General features: G+C 65.9%; 24 protein-coding genes. 23 read left to right on the top strand and 1 reads right to left on the bottom strand.

Translation table 11 applies throughout. The features are described 5' to 3' along the window. The first annotated feature begins 70 nt into the window (after positions 1–70). The 15 genes from PCE31106_RS01880 (at position 71) to PCE31106_RS01810 (ending at position 17,377) form a co-directional block, all read left to right on the top strand. A complete protein-coding gene (locus PCE31106_RS01880; RefSeq protein WP_150562207.1) occupies positions 71–1,255 on the top strand; it encodes an acetyl-CoA C-acetyltransferase in 1,185 nt (394 codons plus the stop codon). A gap of 40 nt (positions 1,256–1,295) precedes the next feature. Beyond that, positions 1,296–1,973, top strand: coding sequence for an SDR family oxidoreductase (locus tag PCE31106_RS01875; RefSeq protein ID WP_150562206.1), 678 nt, complete (start codon positions 1,296–1,298; stop codon positions 1,971–1,973). Between the two features lie 127 nt (positions 1,974–2,100). Continuing rightward, positions 2,101–2,706: a 2-hydroxychromene-2-carboxylate isomerase gene (locus PCE31106_RS01870; RefSeq protein ID WP_130024683.1), complete on the top strand. Its 606-nt coding sequence runs from the start codon at positions 2,101–2,103 to the stop codon at positions 2,704–2,706. A gap of 19 nt (positions 2,707–2,725) precedes the next feature. Further along, the gene (locus tag PCE31106_RS01865; RefSeq protein WP_150562205.1) at positions 2,726–3,148 is read left to right on the top strand and encodes a YchJ family protein; all 423 of its coding nucleotides are present in this window, start codon (positions 2,726–2,728) and stop codon (positions 3,146–3,148) included. 67 nt (positions 3,149–3,215) lie between these two features. Continuing rightward, positions 3,216–4,823 (top strand): carboxyl transferase domain-containing protein, encoded by a 1,608-nt coding sequence (locus tag PCE31106_RS01860; protein ID WP_017231715.1) that lies wholly within the window; start codon positions 3,216–3,218, stop codon positions 4,821–4,823. 34 nt (positions 4,824–4,857) lie between these two features. Beyond that, positions 4,858–5,649, top strand: a complete 792-nt coding sequence (locus tag PCE31106_RS01855; RefSeq protein WP_150562204.1) for an enoyl-CoA hydratase/isomerase family protein — start codon at positions 4,858–4,860, stop codon at positions 5,647–5,649. A 313-nt stretch (positions 5,650–5,962) separates the two neighbouring features. Continuing rightward, on the top strand, positions 5,963–7,339 hold the full coding sequence (gene bioA, locus PCE31106_RS01850; protein WP_017231713.1) for an adenosylmethionine--8-amino-7-oxononanoate transaminase: 1,377 nt from the start codon (positions 5,963–5,965) through the stop codon (positions 7,337–7,339). Next, entirely contained in the window at positions 7,336–8,544 is a 1,209-nt protein-coding gene (gene bioF, locus PCE31106_RS01845; RefSeq protein WP_150562203.1) for an 8-amino-7-oxononanoate synthase, read from the top strand. Before bioA ends, bioF begins: the two co-directional genes overlap by 4 nt. Beyond that, on the top strand, positions 8,537–9,307 hold the full coding sequence (gene bioD, locus PCE31106_RS01840; RefSeq protein WP_174974917.1) for a dethiobiotin synthase: 771 nt from the start codon (positions 8,537–8,539) through the stop codon (positions 9,305–9,307). Before bioF ends, bioD begins: the two co-directional genes overlap by 8 nt. A 59-nt stretch (positions 9,308–9,366) precedes the next feature. Next, complete coding sequence (bioB, locus tag PCE31106_RS01835) at positions 9,367–10,425, top strand: biotin synthase BioB (protein WP_150562202.1); 1,059 nt, start codon at positions 9,367–9,369, stop codon at positions 10,423–10,425. A 204-nt stretch (positions 10,426–10,629) separates the two neighbouring features. After that, positions 10,630–12,651, top strand: coding sequence for an acetyl/propionyl/methylcrotonyl-CoA carboxylase subunit alpha (locus PCE31106_RS01830; RefSeq protein WP_150562201.1), 2,022 nt, complete (start codon positions 10,630–10,632; stop codon positions 12,649–12,651). Between the two features lie 278 nt (positions 12,652–12,929). Further along, the gene (locus PCE31106_RS01825) at positions 12,930–14,126 is read left to right on the top strand and encodes a porin (RefSeq protein WP_150562200.1); all 1,197 of its coding nucleotides are present in this window, start codon (positions 12,930–12,932) and stop codon (positions 14,124–14,126) included. Positions 14,127–15,100: 974 nt separating this feature from the next. Then, the gene (locus PCE31106_RS01820) at positions 15,101–15,346 is read left to right on the top strand and encodes a hypothetical protein (protein ID WP_150562199.1); all 246 of its coding nucleotides are present in this window, start codon (positions 15,101–15,103) and stop codon (positions 15,344–15,346) included. A 262-nt stretch (positions 15,347–15,608) separates the two neighbouring features. After that, positions 15,609–16,421, top strand: coding sequence for a helix-turn-helix domain-containing protein (locus tag PCE31106_RS24210; RefSeq protein WP_254440882.1), 813 nt, complete (start codon positions 15,609–15,611; stop codon positions 16,419–16,421). Positions 16,422–16,999: 578 nt separating this feature from the next. Continuing rightward, positions 17,000–17,377 carry a helix-turn-helix domain-containing protein gene (locus PCE31106_RS01810; RefSeq protein WP_150562198.1) on the top strand — a complete coding sequence of 126 codons (378 nt, stop codon included), beginning with the start codon at positions 17,000–17,002 and terminating at the stop codon, positions 17,375–17,377. Positions 17,378–17,474: 97 nt separating this feature from the next. On the opposite strand, the gene PCE31106_RS01805 is transcribed toward PCE31106_RS01810, so the two are convergent. Further along, complete coding sequence (locus PCE31106_RS01805; RefSeq protein ID WP_017233236.1) at positions 17,475–18,311, bottom strand: alpha/beta fold hydrolase; 837 nt, start codon at positions 18,309–18,311, stop codon at positions 17,475–17,477. A gap of 152 nt (positions 18,312–18,463) precedes the next feature. On the opposite strand from PCE31106_RS01805, the gene PCE31106_RS01800 reads away from it, so the two are divergent. From PCE31106_RS01800 to PCE31106_RS01765, 8 genes are all read left to right on the top strand, one after another. Then, entirely contained in the window at positions 18,464–19,015 is a 552-nt protein-coding gene (locus PCE31106_RS01800) for a YaeQ family protein (protein ID WP_017233237.1), read from the top strand. 290 nt (positions 19,016–19,305) lie between these two features. Continuing rightward, the gene (locus PCE31106_RS01795; protein ID WP_150562197.1) at positions 19,306–20,250 is read left to right on the top strand and encodes a 2-hydroxyacid dehydrogenase; all 945 of its coding nucleotides are present in this window, start codon (positions 19,306–19,308) and stop codon (positions 20,248–20,250) included. A 49-nt stretch (positions 20,251–20,299) separates the two neighbouring features. Further along, a complete protein-coding gene (locus PCE31106_RS01790; protein ID WP_150562196.1) occupies positions 20,300–21,241 on the top strand; it encodes a hydroxymethylglutaryl-CoA lyase in 942 nt (313 codons plus the stop codon). Between the two features lie 58 nt (positions 21,242–21,299). Then, a complete protein-coding gene (locus tag PCE31106_RS01785) occupies positions 21,300–21,818 on the top strand; it encodes a YbaK/EbsC family protein (protein ID WP_150562195.1) in 519 nt (172 codons plus the stop codon). A 33-nt stretch (positions 21,819–21,851) separates the two neighbouring features. Beyond that, positions 21,852–22,094 (top strand): DUF1289 domain-containing protein, encoded by a 243-nt coding sequence (locus tag PCE31106_RS01780; RefSeq protein WP_150562194.1) that lies wholly within the window; start codon positions 21,852–21,854, stop codon positions 22,092–22,094. 34 nt (positions 22,095–22,128) lie between these two features. After that, positions 22,129–22,560 carry a MaoC family dehydratase gene (locus PCE31106_RS01775; protein ID WP_017233243.1) on the top strand — a complete coding sequence of 144 codons (432 nt, stop codon included), beginning with the start codon at positions 22,129–22,131 and terminating at the stop codon, positions 22,558–22,560. A 43-nt stretch (positions 22,561–22,603) separates the two neighbouring features. Continuing rightward, on the top strand, positions 22,604–23,527 hold the full coding sequence (locus PCE31106_RS01770; RefSeq protein WP_150562193.1) for an MBL fold metallo-hydrolase: 924 nt from the start codon (positions 22,604–22,606) through the stop codon (positions 23,525–23,527). A gap of 370 nt (positions 23,528–23,897) precedes the next feature. Continuing rightward, complete coding sequence (locus PCE31106_RS01765; protein WP_130024673.1) at positions 23,898–24,845, top strand: NAD(P)H-dependent flavin oxidoreductase; 948 nt, start codon at positions 23,898–23,900, stop codon at positions 24,843–24,845. Positions 24,846–24,850 lie beyond the last annotated feature (5 nt).

The following is a 24,850-nucleotide window of genomic DNA, read 5'->3' as shown; positions in this document are numbered from 1 at the left end:
TATTCGGGGGCTGACGACCCGGTCTGCAAGGACGATCGTCGGCCCCCGCAAGCAATTACAGGAGACTGCCATGCAACACGACCCGATCGTTATCGTTTCCGCCGCACGCACGCCGATGGGCGGCCTGCAAGGGGTATTCGGCGATGTGACCGCACCGCAACTGGGTGCCGCTGCCATTCGCGCCGCCGTCGAACGCGCCGGAATCCAACCCGAGCAGGTCGACGAAGTGGTCATGGGCTGCGTGCTGCCCGCCGGCCAGGGTCAGGCGCCTGCGCGTCAGGCCACGCTCGGCGCCGGTCTGCCGCTCGCCGCCGGAGCGACCACCGTCAACAAGATGTGCGGTTCGGGCATGCGCGCCGCCATGTTTGCGCACGACATGCTCGTGGCCGGCAGCGCCGACGTGATCGTCGCCGGTGGCATGGAAAGCATGAGCAATGCCCCGTATCTGCTGCCGAAGGCACGCACCGGCATGCGCATGGGACACGGCCAGGTCATCGACCACATGTTTTACGACGGTCTGGAAGACGCCTACGACAAGGGTCGCCTGATGGGCACTTTCGCCGAGGAATGCGCCGACCGTTACGCCTTCACCCGCGAGGCCCAGGACGCCTTCGCCATCGCCTCGCTCGAACGCGCGCAAAAGGCCACGAAGGACGGCGCGTTCTCGTGGGAAATCGCGGCGGTGACGGTACCGGGTCGCAAGGGCGACACGGTGGTCGATCAGGACGAGCAGCCGTTCAAGGCCAACCCCGAAAAGATCCCGACGCTCAAGGCAGCCTTCCGCAAGGACGGCACGGTGACAGCGGCAAATTCGTCGTCGATCTCGGATGGTGCCGCCGCCTTGGTACTGATGCGCGAATCGACGGCCAAACGTCTCGGCCTCGCACCGCTCGCGCGCATCGCCGGACACACCACCTTCGCCCAACAGCCGGGCCTCTTCACCACGGCCCCGGTCGGCGCGATGCGCAAGCTCTTCGAGAAGACCGGCTGGTCGACGAACGACGTCGATCTGTATGAAATCAACGAAGCCTTCGCGGTCGTCACGATGGCCGCGATGCACGAGTTCAACCTGCCGCACGAGAAGGTCAATATTCATGGCGGCGCCTGTGCGCTCGGCCACCCGATCGGCGCCTCCGGCGCCCGCATCCTGGTCACGCTCATCGGTGCGTTGCGCCAGACCGGCGGCAAGCGCGGCGTAGCCAGCCTGTGTATCGGCGGCGGCGAAGCGACAGCGATGGCCATCGAACTCGTTTGACCCCGCAGGCTCACGCACTGGCCCACAGGAATCACAGGTCATGAAAACAGCGCTCATCATCGGTGCCTCGCGCGGCATCGGCATGGAATTCGTCAGGCAGTATCGCGACGACGGCTGGCGTGTCTTCGCTACAGCACGTCACGAGGACGGTCTGGCGGCCTTGCGCGAGTTGGACGCCGAGCCGTTGCAGCTCGACGTCACGCGTGTGGAGTCGCTCTCCGGCCTGTCGTGGCAACTCGATGGCGTGGCCCTGGACGTCGCGATCTACAACGCAGGCGTGAATTCGGAGCGCACCACGGGCCTCGCGCCGATCACCATGGCCGAGTTCAACCGCGTGTTCCACACGAATGTCCTCGGCGCCATGCAGGCCGCGCCGCTCGTGTTGCCGTTCGTCGAGGCCGCCGGCGGCGCGTTTGGCTTTCTTTCGAGTCGCATGGGCAGCATCGCCCTGATGGAGACGAATGGCAGCTGGCTTTATCGGGCAAGCAAGGCGGCCGTGAATTCGGTCGTCAAGGCCACGTCGCTCGAAGCGCGGCGCGCCACCTGCGTCGCAATGCATCCGGGCTGGGTGCGCACGGACATGGGCGGCGAGAACGCGGACATCGACGTGCAGACGAGCGTGGCCGGCATGCGGCGTGTGCTTGCCCGAGCACCGGGCGAGCGCGCCACGCACAACGGGGGTTTCTTCAATTACGACGGCAACGCACTTGCGTGGTAATCGCAGGAAAAAATAAATTCGCGACCGGGCAGACATCGCCCGGCGCGAAACGGAATAACAAGCTGTAGCCACACCGCCGCATCTTTTGATTCGCGGGCCAGACACGTCACTCGGAAACGGAGCCCACATGACGTCCGCCATCGACTTTTATTTCGACTTCGCATCCCCGTATGGGTATTTTGCGAGCACCTGCATCGACGACATCGCGACGAGACACGGGCGTGGCGTGGCGTGGCATCCGATCCTGCTCGACATCGTCTATAAGGTGAACGGCACGGGCGCACCGACGCAGCATCCGATCAAGACCGCGTATCTGCGGCATGACGTGGAGCGCACCGCGCGGTTTCATGGCATCGCGTACAAGCGGCCGACGCATTTCCCGATCCCGACGCAAGCCGCCGAGCGCGCCGTGCTCTGGGTGCAGGATCATCACGGCGGCGACCTGTCCGCCGAGTTCGCGAAGTCGATCTTCCACGCGCTTTACGTCGACGACGTGAACATCGGCGACCCAGCGGAACTCGTGCGTCTCGGCGAGGCCCTGGGCATCGACGGCACGAAGCTCGACACCGGCATGCACTCGCCCGCCGCCAAGGACCATCTCAAGGCCGAAATCGATCTGGCGATGGCGCGCGGGGTGTTCGGCTCGCCCTTCGTGATCGTGGACGGCGAACCGTTCTGGGGCTTCGACCACTTCCCACAGGTCGAGGCCTGTCTGAAGCAAGGCAAGATCTGACAACAAGGCAAGACTCACGATGGCAAGACCCCAAACGTCGCGCAGCGCGACGACGCCAGACCTCAAGCGCGACACCTGCCCTTGCGGCGGGCCCACGTTCGACGACTGCTGCGCGCGCTACCTGGAACACGGCGACATGGCGCCGAGCGCCGAAGCGCTGATGCGCTCGCGATACACGGCGTTCGTGCGTCACAACGCCGCGTACCTGCTCGACACCTGGGCGGCGCGCACGCGTCCCGCCACGCTTGACTTCGACGACGCACCGCAATGGCTTGGCCTGCAGATCAAGGCCCATCGCCAAAGCGATGCGTCGCATGCCGAAGTCGAATTCGTCGCCCGCTACAAGGTCGGCGGACGGGCGCACCAGCTGCACGAACGCAGCCGCTTCGAGCGCTCGGACGACGGCCGCTGGCGCTACATCGACGGCGACCTGTTCGACTGACCCCGCCGCGGTGCACGTCCACGAAACGCCTCCAACGACTCCCTCACTCTCCACCGGATTTCGTCACATGCCGATTCTTGAAAGCAAGCTCAACCCGCGCGGCGAAGACTTTGCACGCAACGCGGCCACGATGCAGACCCTGGTCGACGACCTGCGTGCCCGCATTGCACAACTGGCCGGTGGCGGCGGTGAGGCCGCGCGCAAGAAGCACATCGCGCGCGGCAAGCTGCTGCCGCGTGAGCGCGTACAACAGTTGCTCGATCCGGGCTCGCCGTTTCTCGAACTCTCGCAGCTCGCGGCCATCGGCATGTATCACGACGACGCCCCGGGCGCCGGCATCATCACCGGCATCGGCCGTGTATCAGGCCAGGAGTGCGTGATCGTCTGCAACGATGCCACGGTCAAGGGCGGCACCTATTACCCGATGACGGTCAAGAAGCACCTGCGCGCGCAGGAGATCGCCGAGCAGAACCATCTGCCGTGTATCTACCTGGTCGACTCGGGCGGCGCCAACCTGCCGAACCAGGACGATGTCTTCCCCGACCGCGATCACTTCGGGCGCATCTTCTACAACCAGGCGCAGATGTCCGCGCAGGGCATTCCGCAGATCGCCGTGGTGATGGGGTCGTGTACCGCCGGCGGCGCCTACGTGCCTGCGATGAGCGACGAGTCGATCATCGTCAAGGAACAGGGCACGATTTTCCTCGGCGGCCCGCCGCTCGTGAAAGCCGCCACCGGCGAGGAAGTGAGCGCCGAAGACCTCGGCGGCGCCGACGTCCACACGCGCCTGTCGGGCGTGGTCGATCACTTCGCGCAGAACGACGCGCACGCGCTGTCCATCGCGCGCAGCATCGCCGCGAATCTCAACCGTCGCAAGCCTGCCACCGTTGCGGTCAAGCCACCGGTCGAGCCGAAGTACGACGCCCGCGACCTGTACGGCGTGATTCCGTCCGACACGAAGAAGCCGTTCGACGTACGCGAAGTGATTGCGCGCCTGGTCGACGGCTCCGAGTTCGACGAATTCAAGGCGCGCTACGGCACCACGCTCGTGTGCGGCTTCGCGCATCTGTGGGGCTATCCGGTCGGCATCGTGGCGAACAACGGCATCCTGTTCTCCGAGTCGGCCCAGAAGGGCGCGCACTTCATCGAGTTGTGCTGCCAGCGCAAGATCCCGCTGATCTTCCTGCAGAACATCACCGGCTTCATGGTCGGGCGCAAGTACGAGAACGAGGGCATCGCCAAGCACGGCGCGAAGATGGTGACGGCGGTCGCCACCGCGAACGTGCCGAAGTTCACGGTCATCATCGGCGGCTCGTTCGGCGCGGGCAACTACGGCATGTGTGGTCGGGCCTACTCGCCGCGCTTCCTGTGGATGTGGCCGAACGCCCGTATCTCGGTGATGGGCGGCGAGCAGGCCGCGTCGGTGCTCGCCACGGTCAAGCGTGACGGCATCGAGGGCCGTGGCGGCCAGTGGAGCGCCGAGGAAGAGGATGCCTTCAAGCAGCCGATTCGCGATCAATACGAGCGCCAGGGCCATCCGTACTACGCCAGCGCCCGCCTGTGGGACGACGGCGTGATCGATCCGGCGGATACCCGCACCGTGCTCGGACTGGGGCTGTCGGCCACGCTCAACGCGCCCATTCCCGAAACGCGCTTCGGCCTGTTCCGCATGTAATCGCCCGCAACGGCCCATCGAGGAATTCCACGTCATGAATCTCGTCACGTTAAAAGTCAGCGTCGACGCCCACGTCGCCACCGTCACGCTCAATCGTCCGGACGTCCGCAACGCGTTCAACGAAACGGTCATCGAGGAACTGACGGGCGCGTTTCGCGCGCTCGCCACGAACGACGACGTGCGCGCCATCGTGCTCGCCGCAGAAGGCGTCGCCTTCTGCGCGGGCGCCGATCTGAACTGGATGCAGAAGATGGCCGGCTACTCGGACGCCGAGAACCGCGCCGACGCGATGACGCTGGCCGTCATGCTGAGCACGATCTATCGCTGCCCGAAGCCGGTGATCGCCCGCGTGCAGGGCGACACGTATGCGGGCGGCGTGGGTCTTGCCGCCGTGGCCGACATGGTCGTGGCGGTCGACACCGCGCACTTCTGCCTGTCGGAGGCAAAGCTGGGCCTGATGCCGGCAACGATCGGCCCCTACGTCATTCGCGCCCTCGGCGAGTCGGCTTCGCGCCGCTATTTCCTCACGGCGGAGCGCTTCACCGCCGCGACCGCCCACCGTCACGGTCTCGTGCACGAAGTCGTGAGCGCCGAGGCGCTCGACAGCACCGTGCAGGCACTGGCCAAGGCGCTCGTCGACAACAGCCCGAACGCAGTAAAAGAGTGCAAACGGCTCGTGCAGGACTTCGCGAGTCGAGAGATCGACGACGGCGCCATCGCCGACACGGCGGACCGCATCGCAAAGATCCGCGCGTCCGACGAAGGCCGCGAAGGGGTGCGCTCGTTCCTCGAGAAGCGCGCGCCAGCATGGCGCGAAGCGTCCTGAGCGACGCACGTGCGTCAGGCCACATCATCGGTTACAAATTTTTTGGGGGAGGGGTGACGGCGGAGATGCCGCAACGTTATCGGCGGGTTTTGCGAATTTATCGATAACGTCACGCTACGGCACACAAAACAGCGATTTTTCGCACCAATTCCGCCTATTGCCCTACTAAAACGCTTTGCCTACCATGCGTCCATCCCCCCACCTCCGGCCCCGTGCGGCAGCGCCCTGCGCAATGCCCGTCACCGGCCAGCCGAACGGACGGCACACATTGGCTTGTGAGCGTCGTCCGTCGCGGCCAACCAAGGAGTCACCGATGGACGCCTCTTCGCGCCCCCCCGCCGGTCCCGGCGATCTCGCCGCGCGCAGTCTGCGACAGGTCTGGCACCCCTGCACGCAGATGAAGCAACAGGCACAGCTACCGCTCGTCGCGTTGTCCCACGGCGAAGGTCCCTGGCTCGTCGATACCGACGGCGAGCGTTACCTCGACGCCATCAGCTCATGGTGGGTCAATCTGTTCGGCCACGCGAATCCGCGCATCAACGCGGCACTCGTCGATCAGCTTGGCCGCCTCGAACACGCGATGCTCGCAGGCTTCACCCACGAACCGGTCGTTGCCCTGGCCGAGCGTCTGTCGGCGCTGACCGGCGGCGTGCTCGGCCATGCGTTCTTCGCGTCCGATGGCGCGTCGGCCGTCGAGATCGCCCTGAAGATGAGCTTTCACGCGTGGCGCAATCAGGGCCACAGCGACAAGCGCGAATTCGTCTGCGTGCGCCACGGCTATCACGGTGAGACGCTCGGTGCGCTCGCCGTGACCGACGTTGCACTCTTCCGCGATGCCTACGACCCGCTGCTGCGCCACGCCCACGTGGTGGCCTCGCCCGATGCGCGCGACGCCCGCGACGGGGAGACGCCAGCCGACGTCGCGCGTCGCGCCGCGGCAGACCTCGAGACGTTGCTCACGCAGCGCGAGGGACGCATCGCCGCCGTCATCGTCGAACCGCTGGTGCAATGCGCGGCCGGGATGGCGATGCACGATCCCGAGTATCTGCGCCGCGTGCGCGCGCTGTGCGACCAGCACGGCGCGCATCTGATCGCCGACGAAATCGCCGTTGGGTGCGGACGCACCGGCACCTTCTTCGCGAGCGAGCAGGCCGGCATCTGGCCCGATCTGCTCACCCTGTCCAAGGGCATCAGCGGCGGCTATCTGCCCCTGTCGCTGGTGCTCTCGCGCGACGCGATCTACAACGCCTTCTACGACGACGAGACCGCACGCGGCTTCCTGCACTCGCACTCGTACACCGGCAATCCGCTGGCGTGCCGCGCCGCGCTCGCCACGCTCGACATCTTTGCCGACGACGACGTGCTCGCCAGCAACATACTTCGCGCACAACGCCTCACCCAGGCACTCGCGCCGTTGGCCGACGATCCGCGGGCCAGGCACTTGCGTCATCGCGGCATGATCTGGGCGTTCGATGCAGTGTTGCCGGACACCCCCGGCGCCGCCAGCGCCTTCGCGAAACGCTTTTACGCCGAAGCCCGGGCGCGCGGTGTGCTGCTGCGCCCCATCGGGGCCACGGTCTACCTGATGCCGCCGTACGTGCTCGACGACGACACCATCGACTGGCTCGCGGCGCAAACGCTTGCGGCCTTCGACGCCACGACGACGCACGGCACGGAGGTGCCCGCATGACAACCCATCCCCTGTTCGCCCGGCTCGACGCCGGCCTGGCCGACATCGACCGCGCGCATCTGCGACGCCGCCGCCGCGTGGTGTCCACGCCCTGCCAGCCCCATGTGCGCGCCGACGGCCGCGACGTGCTCGCATTCGCCAGCAACGACTATCTCGGTCTGGCAGCGCATCCGAAGATTGTCGAGGCGCTCATCGAGGGCGCGCGGCGCTACGGCGCAGGCAGCGGCGCATCGCACCTCATCAGCGGTCATTCGCAGGCCCACGCGGAACTCGAAGACGCGCTCGCCGACTTCATGTCGCCCCATCTCGTCGACGGCCGCGCGCTGTACTTCTGTACCGGTTACATGGCCAACCTGGCGACCCTCTCCGCGCTCGCCAACAAGGACGCCGAGATCTTCTCCGAAGCGCTCAATCACGCCTCGCTGATCGATGGCGCACGTCTGTCCCGGGCGCGCACGCACGTCTACCCGCACGGCGACGTCGACGCCCTGGCCGCGCTGCTCGACGCCAGCACCGCCGAGACGAAGCTGATCGTCACCGACGGCGTGTTCTCGATGGACGGCGATATCGCGCCGCTGCCACAACTGCTCGCACTGGCCGAACGACACAACGCGTGGCTGGTGGTGGACGATGCGCATGGCTTCGGCGTCGTCGGCGAGACGGGCCGGGGCGTGTTCGAGCATTTCGATCTGCGCTCGCCGAACCTTGTCATCATCGGCACGCTCGGCAAGGCCGCCGGTGTCGGCGGCGCATTCGTCGCCGCCAACGAGCGTGTCATCGAATGGCTCGTCAATCGTGCGCGGCCGTATATCTTCACCACGGCCGCCGCGCCGTCGCAGGCCCACGCACTGCTCACGAGCCTGGCGCTGATCGCCGGCGACGAAGGCCGCGAGCGCCGCGCCGCGCTGCAAGCGCGCATCGCCCAACTGCGCGACTCGCTCACGCTGCGGCATTGGCGGCACAGGGTCTCGCCCACGGGCGTGCAGCCGATCATCCTCGGCGAGAATGCCGCGGCACTGCATGCGCAGGCTGGGCTGGCCGAAGCGGGACTGTGGGTGCCCGCCATCCGCCCGCCGACCGTGGCACCCGGCACGTCGCGACTGCGCCTGACGCTCTGCGCAACGCACACGGCCGACGACGTCGACCGGCTCGCCACCGCCATCAACCAGTTGGATCGAGACTGGACGGAGCACGCGCATGGCTGATCCGCGTCTCGTCGCTCCCCTCGATATATCTATCGATACGCCCGCCGCCCGGGCCACGTCAGCGCGCCATGCGTTCTTCGTCACCGGCACCGACACGGAAATCGGCAAGACGCTCGTGTCGTCTGCGCTGCTGCATGCCGCGTCTCGGCGCGGGCTGGTGTGCGCGGGGCTCAAGTCGGTCGCGGCGGGCGCCTCGGAGCACAACGGGCGCTTCGTCAACGACGACGTCGAGCAGTTGCACCAGGCGAGCAACCTGAAGCTGCCCGACGACTGGTACTGCCCCTATGTGCTCAAGGACGCCACGGCGCCCCATATCGCCGCCGCCGCTGAAGGCATCGCGCTCGATTGCAGCGTGATCCGCGCGGGCTATGCGCGTGTCGCCGCGCGGGCCGATCTGGTGATCGTCGAGGGCGTGGGCGGCTTTCGTGTGCCGCTCGGCGCCGATGCCAACGCGCCGGATACCGCCGACCTCGCGCGCCAGCTCGGCCTGCCGGTGATCCTGGTCGTCGGTTTGCGGCTCGGCTGCATCAACCACGCCCTGCTCACCGCCGAAGCCATCACCGCCCGCGGGCTCACGCTCGCGGGCTGGGTCGCCAATCACGTCGATCCGGAGATGCGTCACGTGGCGGCAAACATCGACACCCTTGCCGCGCGCTTGCCCGCGCCGCTGCTCGGGCGCGTGCCGCATCTGGCGCACCCCGATGCGGCGACCGCCTCCGGCTATCTCGACATCGGGCCGCTCGTCGACATGACGCGGCCCTGAGCGCGCCACTGCCCTATCGCGCGACATCAACGAACTCACCGAATTCAAGGAATCACATCATGCAAGTTCACGCCCACACCGCCGCTCACGGCCACGACGAAGCCCTGCGCCGCAACGACACGCCCTGGAGCGTCGCCGACATCGAGGCGCTCTTTGCACTGCCGTTCAATGACCTGATCTTCCGCGCACAGCAAGTGCATCGCGAACACTTCGACGCCAATGCCGTGCAGCTCTCGACGCTGCTCTCGATCAAGACCGGCGGGTGCCCGGAGGACTGCGCCTATTGCCCGCAATCGGCGCGCTACGACACCGGCGTGGAAGCCGAGAAGCTCATGCCGGTGGAGGAAGTGGTCGCCGCGGCGCAACGCGCGAAAGATGCAGGAGCGACCCGCTTCTGCATGGGCGCCGCCTGGCGTAGCCCGAAGCCGCACCAGGTCGACGCGGTGGGCGAGATGGTGCGCAGCGTCAAGGCGCTGGGCCTGGAGACATGCGTCACGCTCGGCATGCTGCGTGACGGGCAAGCGCAGCAATTGCGCGACGCCGGCCTCGACTACTACAACCACAACCTCGACACGTCGCCCGAGTTCTATGGGCAGATCATCACCACGCGCACCTATCAGGATCGCCTGGACACGCTGGCCCGCGTGCGCGACGCGGGACTGAAGGTGTGCTGCGGCGGCATCGTCGGCCTGGGCGAGACAAGCCGCGAGCGCGCCGGCCTGATCGCACAGCTCGCCAACCTGTCGCCGTATCCCGAATCGGTGCCCATCAACAACCTGATGAAGGTCGAAGGCACGCCGCTGGAGAACAACGACGCCGTCGATCCGTTCGACTTCGTGCGCATGATCGCCGTGGCGCGTATCACAATGCCGCGCGCGATGGTGCGGCTGTCGGCCGGGCGCGAGATGATGGACGACGCCCTGCAATCGTTGTGCTTCCTCGCCGGCGCGAATTCGATGTTCTACGGCGAGAAACTGCTCGTCACCCAAAACCCGCAGGCCGAACACGACCGCGCGTTGCTCGCGCGTCTCGGCATGCACACGTCGACCGAGGAAAAGCTCGGCGCCGCCGAGCCCGCAGGCGAGTGCGATGGCCTGACGGCCTGCGCCACGCACTGAGCGTTATCGGCACGGCGAAGGGCTGGCGTTGAAGGATGTGTTGACAGGTTAAGCCGCCACGACGGCGACGAGATCGCAAAAAGACGATCCGCCGACGCGGCGAAGTTGGATAGCAACGAGAACGGCGCGAGTGCAGTGGCCCTTCGTCACAAGCGAAGTGCGATGCGCAGGCGCCGCCCCAATCGATCATTTTCCGGAGGCAGCATGTTCGACAAGATCCTCATCGCCAACCGCGGCGAAATCGCCTGCCGCGTGGCCGCCACGGCCGCACGGCTGGGCATCCGCACGGTGGCCGTCTATTCCGACGCCGACGCGCACGCCAAGCATGTCGCCGTGTGCGACGAAGCGGTGCACGTGGGTGGCGCCGCCGCGCGCGAGAGCTATCTGCGCATCGATGCCATCATCAACGCCGCCAAGGCCACCGGCGCCCAGGCCATCCACCCGGGCTACGGCTTCCTGTCCGAGAACGAAGCCTTCGCCGCCGCGTGTCACGAGGCCGGCATCGTCTTCATTGGCCCGCCGGTCGGCGCCATTCACGCGATGGGCAGCAAGAGCGCCGCGAAAACCCTGATGGAAGGCGCCGCAGTGCCGCTGGTGCCGGGCTACCACGGCGACAATCAAGACGCCGCGTTCCTGCACGAGCGCGCCGACGAGATCGGCTACCCCGTGCTGCTCAAGGCCAGCGCGGGCGGCGGCGGCAAGGGCATGCGCGTGGTTGAGCGCAGTTCGGCGTTTCGCGCCGCGCTCACGTCCTGCCAGCGCGAAGCCGCCAGCAGCTTCGGCGACGAGCGCGTGTTGGTCGAAAAGTATCTGACGCGTCCGCGCCATATCGAGATTCAGGTATTTGCCGACACGCACGGCAACTGCGTCTATCTGTTCGAGCGCGACTGCTCGGTGCAGCGCCGTCACCAGAAGGTCCTGGAAGAAGCCCCCGCCCCGGGCATGACCGACGAGCGTCGTCGCGCCATGGGCGAAGCCGCCTGTAATGCCGCGCGGGCCGTGGGCTATGTCGGCGCGGGCACGGTCGAGTTCATCGCCAATCAGGACGGCTCGTTCTACTTCATGGAGATGAACACGCGCCTGCAGGTCGAGCATCCGGTCACGGAGATGATCACCGGGCTCGATCTGGTGGAATGGCAATTGCGCGTGGCGGCGGGCGAACCGTTGCCGCGCAAGCAGGACGCGTTGCGCATTCACGGGCATGCGCTCGAGGCCCGTATCTACGCCGAGAATCCGGATAACAACTTCCTGCCATCGACGGGCACGCTCTGCACGTTGCGTCCGCCCGCAGCGGTCCAGTTCGAGATCGGCAGCGCCGACGCGCCGGCCGCGGTGCGCATCGACTCGGGCGTGCGCGAGGGAGACACCATCTCGCCCTTCTACGATCCGATGATCGCCAAACTGATCGTGTGGGGCCGCGACCGCGACGAGGCGCTCGCCCGCATGCGCCGCGCACTGGGCCAGTACCGCGTGGTGGGCGTGCAGACGAACATCGCGTTCCTCGGACGCCTGGTCGCCAGCGAGCCGTTCGCCGCAGCCGATCTCGACACCGGACTGATCGAGCGCCATCGCGACACGCTGTTCCCGGCCGCCGCCCCGGTACCGGCGACCACGCTGGCACTGGCCGTCGCGGCGCAGCTGGCCCGCGAAACCGTGATCGGCCGCCGCAAGTATCAGGACAGCATCGATCACCACTCGCCCTGGCAGCTCGCCACCGGCTGGCGCCTGAACGGCGACTACCAGCGCACCCTCGCCTTCGATCACGGCGAGACGCGGCTGTCGGTTCTCCTCACGAGCGGACCGCAGGCGAGCACGCTCACCGTGGACGGGCAGACGTATCCGTATCGCTACGCCCACGACACCGGGGTGTATCGCGTGACGCTCGGCGATCGCCGCGTTCAAGGGCATGTCGACTTCGAACACGACGCCGCGCACGTCTTCGCCGACGGTCAGTCCTGGACGTTGCGCTGGCACGATCCGCTGGCACAGGCCGGGGCGCAGGAAGGGGGCGAGGGGCGGCTGACGGCGCCGATGCCGGGCAAGGTCATTGCCGTGCTCGCGCCAGCCGGTACGAAGGTCGAGAAGGGCGCGCCGCTGCTCGTGATGGAAGCGATGAAGATGGAGCACACCATCAGCGCACCCGCGGACGGTGAAATCGAAGAGGTGCTGTTCGCCGTCGGCGACCAGGTGCCGGAAGGCGCCCAGTTGCTGGCGTTCAAGCGATAGCGATCGTCCTGGCGCGGTGCTCCGGCATCACGCCGCAGCGCACGCTGGCGCGGGTCCACATTGACGCGCGCAGGACGGTGCTTTTCGCGCTACCGCTTACTGCGGTAGCGCGCGATGAAATTTGAGGACACTTCCTAGAAACTTCGGCAGCGCCCCCGACAGGGGGTCGCTGCCATGGGGATTTCAGTGCATTCGGAATTTTCATAAGGAATCCGAATGGCTGTTCGGAAATATTCTCGGTGTCGATTTCCACCATGCGCGGTTAAGCGCTCGACACCATGACTCAACGTCCTCACTCGTTCATCGGCCCGCGCGCCATTGCGCTCGCCGCCACGCTCACCCTCCTGACTTTGCCTGCCAGCGCCAATGCGCAAAGCAACGTCACCCTCTACGGCACGATCGATTCCGGCTTCGTCCACGCCAATCACACTGACGGCGTCAACGGCCCGCAATCGCGATCGATGATCGCGAGCAACATCATCTCCGGCAGCCGCTGGGGCCTGCGTGGCACCGAGCCGCTGGGCCGCGGACTGTCGGCGATGTTCCAGATCGAAAGCGGCTTCAATGCGGTCAACGGCGAGATGGGTAACGGCGGCCGGGCGTTCGGCCGCAAATCCATCGTCGGCCTGACGAGCACCGAATGGGGCGAAGTGACCATCGGCCGTCAGTACGACCCGGTCGTCAATCTCGTGCAGGGCATGACCGCAGACGGTTACTTCGGTGGGTTCTTTGCCACGCCGGGCGACGTCGACAACTACGACAACGGCGCACGCATCAACAACTCGATCCGCTACGCCACGCCGAACTTCGGCGGCCTGCAGTTCGAAGGCATGTACGCATCGGGCAACGTGGCCGGAGAAACCGGGGCCGGCCGATCGTACGGCGTCGCCGGTGCCTACAACAACGGTCCGCTCGCGCTCGGCGCCGGTTTTTTCTTCGCGGACGGTGGCAACACGCGGGCGGCCTACGGCTATCGCGAGTGGACCAGCAGCGCGGGCTCGCTGTTCAACTCGACGATCAACAGTGGCTTCCGTACGGCGAGCAAGGTACGCATCGCGCGCGTGGCCGGCAAGTACGCCGTTGGCCCGGCGATCCTTGGGCTGTCGTATTCGAATGCCCAGTACGCGAGCGATGGTCTGTCGGAATTCACCGGCACGGCGACATTCGACACCGTGAACGCCTTCGCCACGTATGCCCTGACGCCCGCGATCAACACGGGCATCGGCTATAGCTACACGCGAATGCGCGGTGCGCGCAACCTCGGCGCTCACTACAACCAGTTCAATGCCGGCGTCACCTATGCGCTGTCCAAGCGCACGTCGACCTACGTCATCGGTGGCTATCAACAGGCCATCGGCAAGACCCTGGATAGCGGTCAAACGGTGGAAGCCACCGCGTCCGTCGGTTCGTACGGCTTCAACGCCGGCGCACGAACGCAATTGCTGGTCGGCATGGGCCTGAAGCACAGCTTCTGACCCCCTTCGTCCTGATCGGCCCGAACACGTGGAAGCCCGCGGGTTCGGGCCGATTTTTCCAATGAATTTAAGCACCTGGAATTCAAACGATCGTTTGGACGATTCCGATTCCTCTGTCTTAAAAAATACACAATTTGCTTAATTAGTATTTACCCTATCCGGGAATCTATTTAGAATTCGCTCCTGTTGAAGTTTGTTGCGGTAGCAACCGACTTGCGACGACTGGCGTCCCCGCTTTCTGAATTTCGCCTTGCGGTCGACGCGGGCCGATGTCTCTCGTGCCGATGTCTCTCGCGCTGCTGCCACTCGGGCCGGTCGTCATTGGACACAGTCATTGCTTACGTCTGTTGTTACGCCGCGCTGTCGCCGCATAGGGAGAGGGTTTGTGATTTTCGTCATTTGGCTAGGGGTCGCGACGCTCGCCGTCACGGCGACGGTGGCACGTGTCATGCAACTGCAACGCGCTGCGGCACGCACCGCAGCGGCGACCCACGTCTCACGTGTCCTGCGATATCGCCGTAGTCATCGTCGTACCCCTTGCTCGCGCATTCGCTTGAAGGACGCCGCGTAATTTGACGTTGGCCAGCCACCGCTGGGGCCGACGCTGCCGGAACCGAAGCGGTCAGTCGCCGTTCAACGAGTCGCACCGAGTTGTCGTCGTACTTGAAATCGTAGTCCGTAGTCCGCAGTACTCATGCTGTATTCCGGCACCGATGTCCTGGCCGGATAGAGAGTCATCCCTCCCCGCCGTTACGAGGCATCGCTCTCACGCGTTAGCGCCGTACCGCCGCCCACGGCTCGGGCGGCCAATTTCGCGCCCACAGCCTCGTATTGCCCACGCATTGCATTAGCCCCCGACGCCCTCCATCGCGCGCCGTCGGATCACGCTCGCTCGCGTTATTGCGTGGGCGCTTCGGCATGCGCTTCACCCGCGCGGCATGCCCAATGTTTTGAACCAGAGAAAATTGGCAGACATGAACACCGCCTCAGAGCGCATTACCGTCACCCTTGAGCTGCATCCGAACGATTTGAAACAGCTCGATATCGCCTGCGAGCGCGTCGGTATGAATCGAGAAGATTTCTGCCGGCTGGCCACTCACCTGGAGGGCGCTCGCGTGCTCAATGGCGAGGGCCTGGCCACGCTGTCGCGCCCGTTCGGTTTCGCCGCCGCGCTGCCCGCCGTCCTGCGCGGCGCGCTAGCCCGCTTCTGCCTGCGCTGATCGACATCATCGGCCTACGCCACGGCCAGCACCATCCGATGCACTGGCGCCGTTCCATGTCAGCGTGTCGCCCCATCGGCTGACACCGTCTCGTGGGATGGCGCGGCCCCATGAATTGGGAAGCGTCCGATAAGTTTTGCGCTATAGAGGTCGCCGACTCTGTATAGAGGCCCGCCTGTAACGCATGGGGAGGAGAGCGATATAACGTCGCAAGACGCGGGGGGATTGATTACGCTGTGTGACTCGTCAACGGAGTTCCGCCATGCAAACGAATCCACTCGCGCTGTTCGGAGACCATCTGGCCTGCTTGCGCAAGGCGCGCGGCTGGTCGCAGGAGAAACTGGCGCTCGAGAGCGGTCTGGCTCGCTCGTACGTCAGCGGCATCGAGCGCGGTCGACGCAACGTCGCCCTGGTCAATATCTGCGTACTGGCCGATACGCTCGGCGTGCCAACGTCCGAAATGCTGCGCTTTGCGCAGGCGGCCGGTGCCGCTGACACCGCAGCGCTACCCGATCGCACGCCATTGCCGCAGATCAGCCGTTCGCTGTGTCGCCTCGAAAACCGCGATCAGGTCTGGCTCGCCGAGATCATTCGAAGCCTCAGCTCCCGCCTGAGTCAGGCGGCGCCGCCGTCGGCGACCGACGCTTACGCAGACCGATGCGGCCCCTTGTCTGTCGCACACGGCGGTGCCTGTGGCGATGCGCGAGATAGGCGCAATCGGCACGAAGTGCGCGACGGCATCGACGATACCGAGGATCTCGACGATTTCGACGACCTCGATGACGCCGACGCCCCGCCCGCGGCTCTCCCCAACGCCGCTAGACGGACGCCCACCGCCCCAGCGTTCTCCGCAGGCTTTCCTGCCCATCTTCAACTCGCCGCGCCGAGGGAAGCTGGCTACCGCATTGCCGACGGCACCGGCACCGACGCCGCCCATCCCGTCGCGCGCATCTGTGACCCCGGGCGCACCCCATCCGAACGCCACGACACATCCGTCACGTCGGCCAATGCCGCCAGATCCGACGCCATCGCACGCGATGACTCGCGGCGTTTCCCCACCGGCGATGACGAGTGAGCGAAAGCGAGGCAATTGATTCTTAGGACATTGCGCAAAGTCCCCCCAGCATCGCGGGGACGTTGCGCGAGCGTTCGTCTTGTAAGCGTGACCTGGCCTTCCGTAAAAACGCTCGCTTCGTCGAGCGTCTTACATCCCCGCAATGGACGTATCAGCGCGCCGTGCCTATTTCATGCACGCCAAGCCTATCAAGCATGACAGCCGGCCGATGACTGCCGACCATTCGCGCCGCTCGACACAACGTCCGGTCCGCCCCGTCAACATCGAGTGACATCCCAAGGCGGAAACTTTCAGAATCGCGTGATGGCTTGCGCCGGCATGTCCGGTGTCACACTGCGCGGCTCCGGTTCACGGGAGTGCGACAAAGCGTATCGAAATGCCTGCAGAGCGGTACGCAAACTGGCGCCACCACTACCGTCTGAAAGCATGCACTCCTTGTGCCTTCTCCGAAAGTCCGCAAAAAATCCGCGTTGCGGACTCGGTAGTTCGTGCCTCGCAAACGGGGGATACCCGAGGCACCGTCCCCAATGCCGGTTTTTTGTTTCAATCTTCTTGTCCCTAACAAGGAAAACATTCTTATGGACACCAATTTATTCAGATTCGGCCGACACCTGGCCGGTTTGCGCAAGAAGTACAACTGGGCGCAAGACAAGCTTGCCCTGGAAAGCGGTCTGGCGCGCTCATACCTGAGCGGTGTCGAGCGAGGCAAGCGCAATATCTCGCTGCGCAACATCTGCATTCTCGCCGACACGTTGGGACTGCCACCGCATGAGTTGCTGGCGTTCGATTCGTCGAGTGGCATGGTGGCTGACGCGGGGGTGGCGGTGCCCTGCGATCCGTATCCCTCGCTCAACCGGGCAATGCAGAAATTGTCGGACCGCGATCAGGCGTGGATGGCCGATCTGGTCCGCACGCTGAGCTTGCGTCTGGGCCACGGCGTGTTGCGCGACGAATGAGAACGGGGCGCTTGATCGCGGGACGCGACGTCCGCGCAACGCGCGCGTGTCCGGCGCCGGGCGACGCCGGCCCGCGCGCCGGCGTCACTCCTCGGGTTCAGTCGTTCCCGAGGAAGGCGTCCACCGCGCGGTGAAACGCAATCGGATTGGCCAGATTCATGCCGTGCGATGCGTCCTGGATCACCATGCGACGGGCTTCCGGCATGGCGCACGCGAGCGCGTTCAGCACGTCGGGATAGGGTGCGGGACTTTGCGCGCCGCCCATCAGAAGCACCGGCGCATGCAACGCGCCGAGGGCGTCGATCGGCAACGGCGTACGCGGCTCGGCCACCTGACCGATCAGGGTGTGAGCGTTGTCGCGCACCATCTGCTTGAACCACGGCACCATGCGCCGCCACGTATCCGGGCCGCTCACGGTGTCGATAAAGATCGCCAGTCCGCCGTCGATATCGCCGGACTCGATGGCGGCAAGCGCCTGTTCGCGGAAGCTGCCCCGCTCGCGATCGAGCGGCGTCTGCGCCGGGCCGCCGCTGATTTCCACGCCCGGGTCGGCCAGTATCAGCGAGCGTACGGTGTCGGGCGCGAGCAGCGCCGTGCGCAACGCGACATAGCCGCCGCGCGAATGGCCGAGCATATGGACCGGGCCGACGCCCAACGCCGTGACGAATGCGGCCAGGTCCTCGGCGTGCTGCTCCCCCGAGAACGTGCCGTCATGGCCACCCCATGCTTCGGGCCAGTAGTGACGCAGACTCACCGAGATGACCCGCCGCCGCTGCCCCAACGGCGCCATGTTCGGCTTGAAGTAACGGCAATCGCAAAGCGAACCGTGAACCAGCAAGAGCGGTGCGCCACTGGCGTCGGCGGGGGCAGGGGTCTCGACGTACGCCATCGGATAACCGTTGACGTCGATCGTTTGCGGTACAGGAACCGGCATGGGAGACACATCAGGTAAGGCGGGGCCGCCAGTATACCGAGCTTGCCGCGCGCTTGCCGCGGTGCGCCATCGGCATGCCATGCCGCCTTGGAGAGCGGGGACAACGCGCTAGTGTATGCTTGCGACTCCCTTCATTCCTGCGGTTTCCCGGTATGGCACTCAAAGCCACCATATACAAGGCCGAGGTGCAGATCACCAACCTCGACCGCCACTACTACGCCGCCCATAGCCTGACGCTCGCCCGGCATCCGTCGGAAACCGACGAACGCATGATGGTGCGCCTGCTGGCCTTCATGCTGTATGCCGATGAACGGCTCGCGTTCGGCAAGGGCCTCTCCAACGCCGACGAGCCCGACCTGTGGGAACACGACTTCGGCGGCGACATCGTCCGCTGGATCGACGTCGGGCAGCCCGACGCACGGCGCCTTGTCAAAGCCGCGGGCCGTGCGACGCATGTCGACGTCGTGGCGTACGGCGGCAAGCCCGCCGCCGTCTGGTGGCAGGCGACCGAGTCGCAGATCACCCGCTTGTCGAATCTCACGGTGCGCATGCTCGATGAGGCGTCCGCCGAGGCGCTCACGGCACTCGCCGCGCGCACGATGCGCCTCCAGTGCACGATTCAGGACGGTGAAGTCTGGATCGCCGACGACAGCCACAATTTCGCCGTCAACCTCGTGACGTTGCGCGCGGCCGCCAACGACTGACCGGCTTCGGTCATTCCCCGACGGCGGAGCGGCGCGCTGTGCCGCTGCGCCGCGTCACAACGTCACCGCCCCGCCCTCGCCCCCCTCGCCCTCCGCGCGGCTAGTCGCCCTGCGCGCCTCCGGCCTCGCCGCAGTACGCGCGACACCACAAGCTGCGTTACACTTGACGTTAACGTCAATCGAGTGAACGCGGCTGCGTCGCCAACGCCCACCGGAAAGACCGGCACCTGTCGCCCCCTCGCTGGCCCTATCGCCATGACTCATTCCTATACGCGTCTGCCCCGCAACTCATGGACATCCTGATCTTTTCTCCGGACGGCAAGACCGCCGCCTACGAAGCCGGCCTCGCCGAGCATCTGCCGCAGGCCGGCATTCGCGGCTGGCAGCCCGGCGATGCAGCACCCGCCGACTACCTCGTGCTCTGGAAGCCGAATGCCGAAGTGTTGCAACCGCGCGAGCGCCTGAAAGCGATTTTCAACCTGGGCGCCGGGGTGGACGGTGTGCTCGGCACGCACGGCGAAGACGCGCATCGCCTCCCGGCGGGCGTGCCGCTGGTCCGTCTCGAAGACGCCGGCATGGCCGACCAGATGGCGCAGTACGTGAGCGCCGCCGCATTGCGCTACTTCCGCCGTCTCGACGAATTCGATGCGCAGCAAACCCGAGGTCAGTGGAAGTTCCAGAAGCCAAACCGTCTCGCGGATTTCCCCGTCGCGGTGCTCGGTTACGGCACGCTCGGCGCGCACGTCGCCAAGGCACTGAAGGCGTTCGGCTTTCCGGTACGTGCATGGGCCCGCAGCCAGCGCAGCGACGATAGCGGCATCGAATTGCACCACGGCGACGCCGGCTTCGATGCCTGCGTGTCCGGCGCCCGCATACTCGTCAACCTGCTGCCGCTCACGCCGCAAACGGTCGATGTGCTCAACGCCACGCTGTTTGCGAAGTTGGCGCAAGGGGCGTTCCTGATCAACGTCGCGCGCGGCGCGCACCTGGTGGAAGACGACCTCCTTGCCGCGCTGGACAGCGGCCAGATCGCCGCGGCCACGCTCGACGTGTTTCGCACCGAGCCGTTGCCGGCCGACCATCCGTTCTGGCACGCACCTCGCCTGACGCTCACACCGCACATTTCCGCCCTGACGTTGCGCGACGAAACGGTCGCGCAGATCGCCGGGAAGATCGCCGCGCTCGAACGCGGCGAAGCCATCACCGGCATCGTCGACCCGGCGCGCGGCTACTGAGCCGTCGCCCACGCGCGTCATTGCCCGAACCCCTCCAAGGAGACACCGCATGTCCTTGTCCACGTCTAATCTGCCAAAGCACGTGAAAGTGGTCGAAGTCGGCCCGCGCGACGGTCTGCAAAACGAAAAACAGCCGGTACCGACCGATATCAAGATTGCGCTGATCGACCGACTGTCGGCCGCCGGCTTTGCCAATATCGAAGCCACCTCGTTCGTCTCGCCCAAATGGGTGCCGCAGATGGCCGACGGCGCCGAGGTGATGGCGGGCATTACGCGTCGTCCCGGCACGATCTACTCGGTGCTCACGCCGAACCTGCGCGGCTTCGAGGGCGCGGTGGCGGCCAAGGCCGACGAAGTGGTGATCTTCGGCGCCGCGAGCGAAGCGTTCTCGCAACGCAATATCAACTGCTCCATCGTGGAAAGCATCGCGCGCTTCGAACCCGTCGCGCGCGCGGCGAAGGACGCCGGCCTGCGCCTGCGCGGCAGCATCTCGTGCGCGCTCGGCTGCCCGTACCAAGGGGAAGTGTCCGTCGCGAGCGTGGTCGACGTCGTGCAACGACTCGCGGCGCTCGGCTGCGACGAAATCGACATTGCCGACACCATCGGCGTGGGCACGCCCTCGCGCACCCGCGAAGTCATGGAAGCCTGCGCGAAGGTGTTCCCGATCGAGCGTCTGTCCGGCCACTTCCACGACACCTATGGCCAGGCGACGGCCAACGTCTACGCCGCGCTGCTCTCGGGCATTTCGATTTTCCACTCGTCCGTCGCCGGCCTCGGCGGCTGCCCGTACGCCAAGGGCGCGACGGGGAACGTGGCGACGGAAGACGTGGTGTATCTGCTGCATGGTCTCGGCATCGAGACTGGCATCGATCTGGACGCCGTCGTACGCACGGGCGACTTCATTTCGCGCGCCATCGACCGGCCGAACGCGTCACGCGTCGGCCGCGCCATGCTCGCGAAACTGCAGGACGGCGCGCCCACCTGCGTGTGATACCGCGCGGGCCAATGTGCCCGCGTCGACCCTGTGATTCGAAGACACTGACACGACCATGAGCGAGACACCCCGGACTCCCGAACCCGCCCAACAGGACGCTCTTCCCGAAGGCGCACGTCACGTTGCACGGCTGCTCGCCGGCCTGGGCCACGACCAGCCGATCGTGCTGTTGCCGAGCACCGGCAAGACCTCGGCCGAGGCCGCTGCCGGCCTGGGGTGCGATGTGGCCCAGATCGCCAAGTCGATCCTCTTTCGCCGCGCCGCCGACGACACCCCGGTGCTGGTCATCGCGAGCGGCATCAATCGCGTCGACGAGAAGAAGGTGGCGGCACAGGTCGGCGACCTTGCCCGCGCCGATGCGCGTTTCGTCAAGGAGAAGACAGGCTATTCAATTGGTGGCGTCAGCCCGATCGGGCACGTCGTGTCGCCGCTCACGCTGATCGACGAAGACCTGCTCAAGCTCACCAGTCTGTGGGCCGCCGCCGGGCACCCGCATGCCGTGTTCAACCTTACGCCGACGCAGCTCGTGGCGATGACGGGCGCGCCCGTCGTCGACGTGGCGCTGCGCGACTGAGCGAACGCTTCCCTACGTCACCCCAAGGCCATCATGACCCTGCCCGCGTCCCCTGTGCCATCGCCCTGCACCAACATCTGCCGCATGAATCCAGCGACGGGGTGGTGCTCGGGCTGCTGGCGCACGCTCGACGAAATTGCCGCGTGGTCGACGATGGCCGAGGACGACAAGCGCCACATCTGGTCGCTGTTGCCCGCACGACGTGTCGAACACGAACCGCCGCCGGTGCAGTATCGCCGCGTGATCGCCAACGACCCCGGCGCGGGCAACGCATGACGCGCCCCGACGCATAAGGCTTTCAATACCGCATATGGGAAAAATCGTTGCCATTGGTGAGACCTTCGCCGCCACCCACCATTTTTCGCCTGACTCGATCCGCGAATTTTCCGCGCTCGCGCACGACTTCAATCCACTGCACCACGACGCGGATTACGCGGCCGCCGACCTGCGCTTCGGCGGACTGATCTCGTCGGGCACGCAGCAGATGTCGTATCTGGCCGCCCTGCTCGCCACGCACTATTCGAAGACGGCCCAACCGCTCGGGCTTGAATTCGACATGAAGTTGCGCCGCGCCGTGCACGCGGGCGACGACATCACCGTGCGCTGGACCGTGACCGACAGCCTGTGGAAAGACAAACTCGCGGGCGACATCGTGTCGCTCGACGGCGAGGCCGTCAATCAACGCGGCGAGACGGTGATCGCCGCCACGGCCAAGATCCTCGTGAGCGCCAAGCCGGCGTGACACGTCGCCAGCGCCCTGTGTTCTCCCTTATGCCCCTACGTCCATGACCTCGCATGCCCTGCCCGCCGGGCTTCGCGTGTTCGAGCGCGGCTGGCTCTCCTCGAACAATGTCCTGTTCCTCGGCGACGCGCCAACACTCGTCGACAGCGGCTACGTCACACATGCCGAGCAGACGCTCGCGCTCGTCGCGCACGCGCTGCCGCATGGCCAGTCGCTCGCACGGCTCGTCAACACGCATCTGCACTCCGATCATTGCGGCGGCAACGCGGCACTTCAAGCGCGCTACGGTTGCCGCACATGGGTCCCCGCCGCCGACGCCGACCCCGTGCGCCACTGGGATGCACGGCGTCTGTCGTTCGAAGCAACGGGCCAGCAGTGCGCGCGCTTCACCTTCGACGACACCCTCTCGCCCGGCGACGCGATGACGCTCGGCGAGCGCGAATGGCTCGTTCTCGGTGCCCCGGGCCACGATCCGCACGCGCTGATGCTCTACAACGCCAGCGACGGCATCCTGATTTCCGGCGATGCGCTGTGGGAACGCGGCTTCGGCGTGATCTTTCCGGAGCTCGACGGCGAGTCCGGGTTCGCCGAACAGGCCGCCGTGCTCGATCTCATCGAGCAACTCGATGTGGCGCAGGTCATTCCCGGACACGGCAAACCGTTCGGCGATATCGACGGCGCACTCGCCACCGCGCGCGCACGCCTCGACTATCTGCAAAGCGATCCGGCACGCAATGCGCGCAACGCCCTCAAGGTGCTGATCGTCTTCCGTCTCATGGCCGAGACGGAGATGACGGGCACGGTGCTCAAGGCCACCCTCGACACCGCGCGAGCCTGGCGCAGTGCGGCCGCGATGCTTGCGCCGCCGTCGGCCTGGCCCGACCTGCTCGACCGCCTCGTCGCGGAACTCGCCAAAGCAGGCGCCGTGCGCTACGAGCGTGAGACGGATACGTTGTACGCCGTCTAGGCGCACCGGGCTTTCCAGATTTTTGAAAAAACAACGCCGCTTGCCAGTCACGGCAAGCGGCGTTTGAGGACGTGACGTGCCGGACGAACGCTGCGGTCGCTAACGCGGCGCCCGTCCTGTGGCGTCTTGATGCTGACGCCGCTTGGCACGCGCTTTCATCCTAGTCGCGACGCCCCCATCTCCCAAGGGGACTTTCCCTGATACACGCGCGAATTCCCTCCACGGAACCGAAGCTTTCTTCGAGTGCCCGCTCACCGGGCGACGAACGATTCCCCCTATAATCGAACGATCGTTCGCGAAATTAACCCGCTGCGAATTGAGCGTCGACGCAGTGATGTCGCGCGCCGAACGCCCTGCTCGAGGAGACTTCATGGCCCTTCCCAAAATTCTGCAAAACCTGGCACTGCCTGTCGTGGCGTCGCCGATGTTCATCGTGAGCTACCCGGAACTGGTGCTCGCACAGTGCAAGGCCGGGATCGTCGGCTCGTTCCCTGCGCTGAACGCGCGTGAGCCGCAAATTCTCGAAGACTGGCTCTCTCGCATCACCGAAGAACTCGCTGCGTATCAGGCGGCGAATCCGGACGCCATCGTGGGTCCACTCGCCGTCAATCAAATCGTGCATCAGTCGAACCAGCGCCTCGAACACGACGTGCGGGTATGCGTGGAGCATCGCGTGCCGATCTTCATCACGAGCTTGCGCGCGCCGCCCAAGGAGGTGCTCGACGCAGTACACAGCTACGGCGGCATCGTGCTGCACGACGTGATCAATCTGCGCCATGCGAACAAGGCGCTCGAAGCCGGTGTGGATGGGCTGATCCTCGTCGCCGCCGGGGCGGGCGGCCACGCGGGCATGCTCTCGCCGTTCGCGCTGGTGGGCGAGGTGCGCAAGATCTTCGACGGCCCCATTGTGCTCTCCGGCGCGATCGCCAACGGCGGATCGATTCTCGCCGCCCAGGCCATGGGTGCCGATCTCGCCTATATCGGCACGCGGTTCATCGCCTCGTCGGAAGCGAACGCCAGCGACACGTACAAACAGGCGATCGTGGAGGCGAGTGCCAACGACATCATCTACACGAACCTGTTCACCGGCGTGTCGGGCAACTACATCCGCCAGAGCATTCTGAATGCAGGCCTCGACCCCGATGACCTGCCCACGGCCGACAAGAGCGCCATGAACTTCTCCAAGGCGAAGGCGTGGAAGGACATCTGGGGCGCGGGTCAGGGGGTGGGATTGATGGACGACGTGCGCCCGGCAGCCGAGATCATTGCGCGCCTGAAGCAGGAATACGACGACACGCGCAAACGACTGGCCGGCTGAGGACG

The organism is Pandoraea cepalis (genome assembly GCF_902459665.1).
Taxonomy (GTDB): Bacteria; Pseudomonadota; Gammaproteobacteria; order Burkholderiales; family Burkholderiaceae; genus Pandoraea; species Pandoraea cepalis.
Note: the sequence above shows the minus strand (reverse complement) of the source record. Positions and strands in the feature narration are given on the sequence as shown.

Bases quoted from the DNA above. Each gene is read 5' to 3' on its own strand.
- bioF (WP_150562203.1), top strand. From the start codon at position 7,336: ATGACAACCCATCCCCTGTTCGCCCGGCTCGACGCCGGCCTGGCCGAC.
- bioA (WP_017231713.1), top strand. From the start codon at position 5,963: ATGGACGCCTCTTCGCGCCCCCCCGCCGGTCCCGGCGATCTCGCCGCG.
- bioD (WP_174974917.1), top strand. From the start codon at position 8,537: ATGGCTGATCCGCGTCTCGTCGCTCCCCTCGATATATCTATCGATACG.
- PCE31106_RS01775 (WP_017233243.1), top strand. From the start codon at position 22,129: ATGGGAAAAATCGTTGCCATTGGTGAGACCTTCGCCGCCACCCACCAT.
- PCE31106_RS01820 (WP_150562199.1), top strand. From the start codon at position 15,101: ATGAACACCGCCTCAGAGCGCATTACCGTCACCCTTGAGCTGCATCCG.
- PCE31106_RS01795 (WP_150562197.1), top strand. From the start codon at position 19,306: ATGGACATCCTGATCTTTTCTCCGGACGGCAAGACCGCCGCCTACGAA.
- PCE31106_RS01880 (WP_150562207.1), top strand. From the start codon at position 71: ATGCAACACGACCCGATCGTTATCGTTTCCGCCGCACGCACGCCGATG.
- PCE31106_RS01790 (WP_150562196.1), top strand. From the start codon at position 20,300: ATGTCCTTGTCCACGTCTAATCTGCCAAAGCACGTGAAAGTGGTCGAA.
- PCE31106_RS01860 (WP_017231715.1), top strand. From the start codon at position 3,216: ATGCCGATTCTTGAAAGCAAGCTCAACCCGCGCGGCGAAGACTTTGCA.
- PCE31106_RS01780 (WP_150562194.1), top strand. From the start codon at position 21,852: ATGACCCTGCCCGCGTCCCCTGTGCCATCGCCCTGCACCAACATCTGC.
- bioB (WP_150562202.1), top strand. From the start codon at position 9,367: ATGCAAGTTCACGCCCACACCGCCGCTCACGGCCACGACGAAGCCCTG.
- PCE31106_RS01800 (WP_017233237.1), top strand. From the start codon at position 18,464: ATGGCACTCAAAGCCACCATATACAAGGCCGAGGTGCAGATCACCAAC.
- PCE31106_RS01810 (WP_150562198.1), top strand. From the start codon at position 17,000: ATGGACACCAATTTATTCAGATTCGGCCGACACCTGGCCGGTTTGCGC.
- PCE31106_RS01765 (WP_130024673.1), top strand. From the start codon at position 23,898: ATGGCCCTTCCCAAAATTCTGCAAAACCTGGCACTGCCTGTCGTGGCG.
- PCE31106_RS01770 (WP_150562193.1), top strand. From the start codon at position 22,604: ATGACCTCGCATGCCCTGCCCGCCGGGCTTCGCGTGTTCGAGCGCGGC.
- PCE31106_RS01865 (WP_150562205.1), top strand. From the start codon at position 2,726: ATGGCAAGACCCCAAACGTCGCGCAGCGCGACGACGCCAGACCTCAAG.
- PCE31106_RS01875 (WP_150562206.1), top strand. From the start codon at position 1,296: ATGAAAACAGCGCTCATCATCGGTGCCTCGCGCGGCATCGGCATGGAA.
- PCE31106_RS01825 (WP_150562200.1), top strand. From the start codon at position 12,930: ATGACTCAACGTCCTCACTCGTTCATCGGCCCGCGCGCCATTGCGCTC.
- PCE31106_RS01830 (WP_150562201.1), top strand. From the start codon at position 10,630: ATGTTCGACAAGATCCTCATCGCCAACCGCGGCGAAATCGCCTGCCGC.
- PCE31106_RS01785 (WP_150562195.1), top strand. From the start codon at position 21,300: ATGAGCGAGACACCCCGGACTCCCGAACCCGCCCAACAGGACGCTCTT.
- PCE31106_RS01805 (WP_017233236.1), bottom strand. From the start codon at position 18,311: ATGCCGGTTCCTGTACCGCAAACGATCGACGTCAACGGTTATCCGATG.
- PCE31106_RS01855 (WP_150562204.1), top strand. From the start codon at position 4,858: ATGAATCTCGTCACGTTAAAAGTCAGCGTCGACGCCCACGTCGCCACC.
- PCE31106_RS24210 (WP_254440882.1), top strand. From the start codon at position 15,609: ATGCAAACGAATCCACTCGCGCTGTTCGGAGACCATCTGGCCTGCTTG.
- PCE31106_RS01870 (WP_130024683.1), top strand. From the start codon at position 2,101: ATGACGTCCGCCATCGACTTTTATTTCGACTTCGCATCCCCGTATGGG.